The 4,409-nt window shown below is 39.1% G+C and carries 4 protein-coding genes; 2 read left to right on the top strand and 2 right to left on the bottom strand.

Translation table 11 applies throughout. The annotated features are described in order from the left end of the window. Positions 1 to 373: 373 nt before the first annotated feature. Complete coding sequence (locus tag HRT72_14005) at positions 374 to 628, top strand: hypothetical protein (GenBank protein NQY68823.1); 255 nt, start codon at positions 374 to 376, stop codon at positions 626 to 628. 24 nt (positions 629 to 652) lie between these two features. Here the strand turns inward: HRT72_14005 and HRT72_14000 are convergent, their stop codons facing one another. Continuing rightward, positions 653 to 1,822: a DUF1080 domain-containing protein gene (locus HRT72_14000; GenBank protein ID NQY68822.1), complete on the bottom strand. Its 1,170-nt coding sequence runs from the start codon at positions 1,820 to 1,822 to the stop codon at positions 653 to 655. 177 nt (positions 1,823 to 1,999) lie between these two features. Between HRT72_14000 and HRT72_13995 the strand changes: the two genes are divergently transcribed. Further along, positions 2,000 to 2,233 carry a tautomerase family protein gene (locus tag HRT72_13995; protein NQY68821.1) on the top strand — a complete coding sequence of 78 codons (234 nt, stop codon included), beginning with the start codon at positions 2,000 to 2,002 and terminating at the stop codon, positions 2,231 to 2,233. A gap of 1,789 nt (positions 2,234 to 4,022) precedes the next feature. Here the strand turns inward: HRT72_13995 and HRT72_13990 are convergent. Beyond that, positions 4,023 to 4,409 (bottom strand): SUMF1/EgtB/PvdO family nonheme iron enzyme (locus HRT72_13990; protein ID NQY68820.1); only part of this gene is annotated, 387 nt, incomplete at its 5' end.

The raw sequence follows: 4,409 nt of genomic DNA, 5'->3' as shown, positions 1-4,409 counted from the left end.
TTACAAAAATGAGAAGTGGGAGCTAAACGGAAAGGCATCAGAATAACCCCTACATATTCCCATAAGAAAACAAAAGAGTAAGTATTTATTAAGCACTGTTTTGGGTTTTGCTCCCGGTGCAGTAATTTTGTATTATATCCTAATAAACAATTTAAAGTAAAACCCCATAGGATTACTACGCACACTAGGATAACCTTCTACAAAAAGATTTCTCAAAATGATTATTTACATTAAAAAGATCACGCTTATCACATGCACCCTAATCTGCTTTTCAATGATTATGTTAAATTGTTCTCATCAACCCATTTACCAATCAAGAGAAAATAAAGTTTATTTTCCAAAAACAGATAACCCCGCAAAAAACAGGTCCGACTTGAATAGGTCAAATGAAATGCTTAATGATCTTCAAGACTCATTAACAATTCTTAACGGTATCTTAAAAAAAACGCCTGATGATGTAGTTACTTTTGAAAAATACAATTCCTTGGCAACAAGATTAGAGAAAGAACAGAAAAAGAACCGGTTCCTTAATGATAATGTGGCTGATCAACAAAAAGCCATGATTTTTACGCCAAATCCAGATGAAGCAAGAGGGGCACAAGAAAGAAAAAGAAGAGAAGGATATTAATTTCTTTGTACCCTTTCTTTTAAATCACTGTACCAAAAATCGTTTGTGATAATCGCCTTTTAAAGATTTAACCAACATATGATATACCCCAGTGTGAAGATCCTTTTCTACTAAATTAGTTGCACCTGGAGCTAAAGACAAGGACGTCACCAACGTCCCCTGTAAATTAAAAACTTTAATATCTTGTTTTTCTGTTCCTGGGTTATAAATAGAGAACTGCTCCACAAGAGAACGCACCTCAATTTGGTCACGAACATCCACCCCACGTAGTACCGGGGCTGTATAATCACAGGATTCTGGCAGGTTTTTAATAAATCGTTTGCGGTAATTATTTGCAGCCTGGTCCATGCAACCTTCTAACAACATAATCTCAATGGTTTTAAATTTAATGGGCTGAGCCTCGGATTGTATCGAGATATAACCCTCAGACCGGGGAGTACCATCTTCAAATTCAAAATCCGTAAATACCATGGCAACATTACCCTCAACAATATGCATCCCTAGGGAATCCCCAAGAACCAGTAGCTCTACCGTAACCCATTCTAAACCGTCAATAGGAATCTCTTGAGTACCTTTATTACATATGGATTGCCTTTCACCATCAATTACTACAGAAGTGAGCTGCTCAACTGTGCACAGTGTGGCGGTATAGCCATCATTGAATATATTACCCGGCCCCAGTAACTGGGTCTCTATACTGTTGGGAAAGGCTTGGTCTACACCCATTTCTGTAACCGATTCTGAATGCCACATAATCCCACTGTTAAACTTTCCGTAATTGGGCCCACCTTTATAAAGCTCCCCAAAGAATTGGTACTGAACTCGTAACATGAAATACGAAAAGGTGCGCTCTTCATAACCCATGTGCCCGAACCGTTGCTTATAATCACCCTCGTAATCTGCATAATCGGTTACTAGCAAGCTGTCTTTGACTATCCAAGTATTTTGATGATTGACCCCAGCTTCATAACCATTCACTTTGGGTATCCAACCATCAAGATTCACTTTATTAAAAAGCGGAACCCAGTCTGCCCGAGTGGTATCAGAAAAATCTTGAGCATGTAGTGGTAGAGATAAAAACAAATATAATGTTATACTTTTGATTGTATTCACAATGGAAGCACATTCTTTGTCACACTTGCTTTGTCCGCCTAAAAGTAATTTCATTTTCTTCACTCTTATGTAAAAACCCACTTAAACCTTACAGCTATTCTTAAGATATACCTTTAAAAGGAGAAGTAATGGGAAATAATCGGCAGTTAAATGTATAGATTCCATATAATCAAAGGGAATAGTTAAAAAGCTATAAACTACCTAAATTAGGTGTAAATATTAGTATAGTTTTTATGTCTTAGCCTATTGGAGAGCACTATGCCACACATCGTAATCAAAATGTATCCCGGTCGCAGTGAAGATCAAAAACAAAAACTTACCAAAGCAATTATCAAAGAAGTTACTGAGATATTCGAGTGCAGCGAAAAAGTAGTTTCAATTGGAATTGAAGAGACCGAAAAAGAGCTTTGGCCCGAAGCTGTATATCGGCCCGAAATACTTGAAAAAAAAAAGACCCTTTATAAGAAACCCGGTTACAACCCCTTTGATTAGAAACCTTGTTTAGGGAGACGTAACAACTTCCCCTTATCTATCATCCTGGAATCTGTTCCCTTTTGGTAGTCCCTGGAGGGCAAAAAAGGAAAACTCACTTCCTCCTTTTTGAATACAGAAGTGGACTGGCCAAAATCAGCATCCACACACCCATGAAATCGTTCTATGGTGGGCTCGAATCCTACCCCACTCAGCATAGATAACATCATGATCCTCGCGCTGCGGCAATTCACACATCATGTGTGAATTATCAAACTGACACTCACCCAGGGGCGTTCGAACCTGATAACCCGCTCACACAAACTAAAAGGCACAAATCTTCCCTGGTACATTTTCAACTTTAAGATCGACGCCGTTCGAGGAGGTGTACAAGTGTACTCCGACGAGAACAAGGAAGAGATTACTGTTGAAAATGTATCAGGGAAGATTTGGAGCGGGTTATCAGATAAGTGGCTCCGCTTCCTGCTCCGCCACCCTTCGGGTTTTGCTTTTCATAAGCAACGCCATGATAACGGCTAAGCCACATCAAAGCAAAAGCTCTCCGCGCATCATGCGCTCCGAGTCAAACTGACACACACCCAGGGGCGTTCGAACCTGATAACCCGCTCACACAAACCCAAGGTACCATTTTCATTCTCAGACAAATACACGGGGAAGATCAACGCCGCTCGAGGAGCTCCTACGAATTTAAGGGAACTCTGCGACGAGAGCAAGGCAGAGATTCCCCGTGTATTTGTCTGAGAATGAAAATGGAGCGGGTTATCAGATTCGAACTGACGACCGCTTGCTTGGGAATTTCCGGGTCCAAACCTGGGAATTCCTCTTTCTGTCTCAAAAATGGTGAATTTGGGTCAAAACAGGTGTTTTTCAGGGGTCCAGAAATGGGCCAAATACCTGTCAGTACCTGTTAATACAGACCAGTTTCGATGAGTGATTTTTAAGCCAGTAACCTTGCCGGTAACCTTTTTCGGGTCATTAACAATTAAACACTGAGGGCCGGGATGAAGCGGTTCAACCCTACCCTGTTAAATTATCATAACTGGAATTTGTATGGCTTATGCTCTATATAGAATTCAATGATTCTGTAAATTCTTTTATTTGACAACGTAAGGCCTTGATTATCTTATCCGTGACCTGTTAGGAAGTTGCATGGTTTAATTCTCCCGTACCGGGTACAAAATTATAAAAAGAAATTATCTTATGTTCCCATTTTGAGCCGTCAAAACGACCGGCCAATAATTCATATAATTTACACAGCTTCTATACAGATTTTGTACAATCAGACAATACTAGCTCGTAATAAGTAAAATGTACATGGTATAACTTTTGAACTTATAAGGGAGTACAAAAATACACCCCTAGGGAGTCGAACCCCGAAGGAGGAGGACAACCCCCTTTGGTAAGCTTAATTCAACGATTTTGAACTGATTTCATGGTTTCTCAGGATTAACAGAGGCCCCGTTACCCTGCCTTACCCTAGAAAAGTGGATTATAAGTGGACACCCATTAATTGGAAGATTTTAACTTGGGTGCTGTAAGCAGATTATATGTATGGGTTGAGGTTAAAGGTTAGTAGGGTGTTAGATTTTTGAGATTTTATATTCAACAACAAGTGATTCAATTTTAAGAGTATCAAATAGATTGTTAATAGATGGTATTTGATAAACATCATTTGGTTCTAAATTATCTTTCTCCAGAAATATTTTTAAATATGTTTTTATTATTTTCATCATTTTTCACCTCTTTGTTTTACAATTTGATTAAAGACACTGCTTCATATTTTTAATTATTAGAGTGGCAATACTGTGCGGAATCCTACAAAATTTGAATTCCAACCTGGGTTACCTATTTGTCGATTTGCTGATCTTAATTCTGTGATGTTATTCTGCCAACTGCCACCACGTATCACTTTTACTATTCCTTCCCCTGCTCCTTTAGGGTTTCTTGTAACACCTTCAGTCTGATATTCGCCATACCAGTCATTAACCCATTCCCATACATTGCCAGTCATATCATGTAATTCAAAGGCATTTTCCTTGGTGGAAGCTATATTATGTGATGAAGAACCTGAGTTCTCATTAAATACGGCATAATCACTACCACCTTCTTCACTGTGGCCCCAAAAGTAGTCAGTTGAGGATCCAGCTTTTGCAGCATACTCCCATTCCGCTTCGGT

This window comes from Flavobacteriales bacterium (genome assembly GCA_013214975.1).
GTDB lineage: Bacteria > Bacteroidota > Bacteroidia > DT-38 > DT-38 > DT-38.
This window is presented reverse-complemented; position numbering and strand designations above follow the sequence as displayed.

What these genes read in the sequence shown, in the direction of transcription:
- HRT72_13995 (NQY68821.1), top strand. Translation starts at nt 2,000, where the DNA reads ATGCCACACATCGTAATCAAAATGTATCCCGGTCGCAGTGAAGATCAA.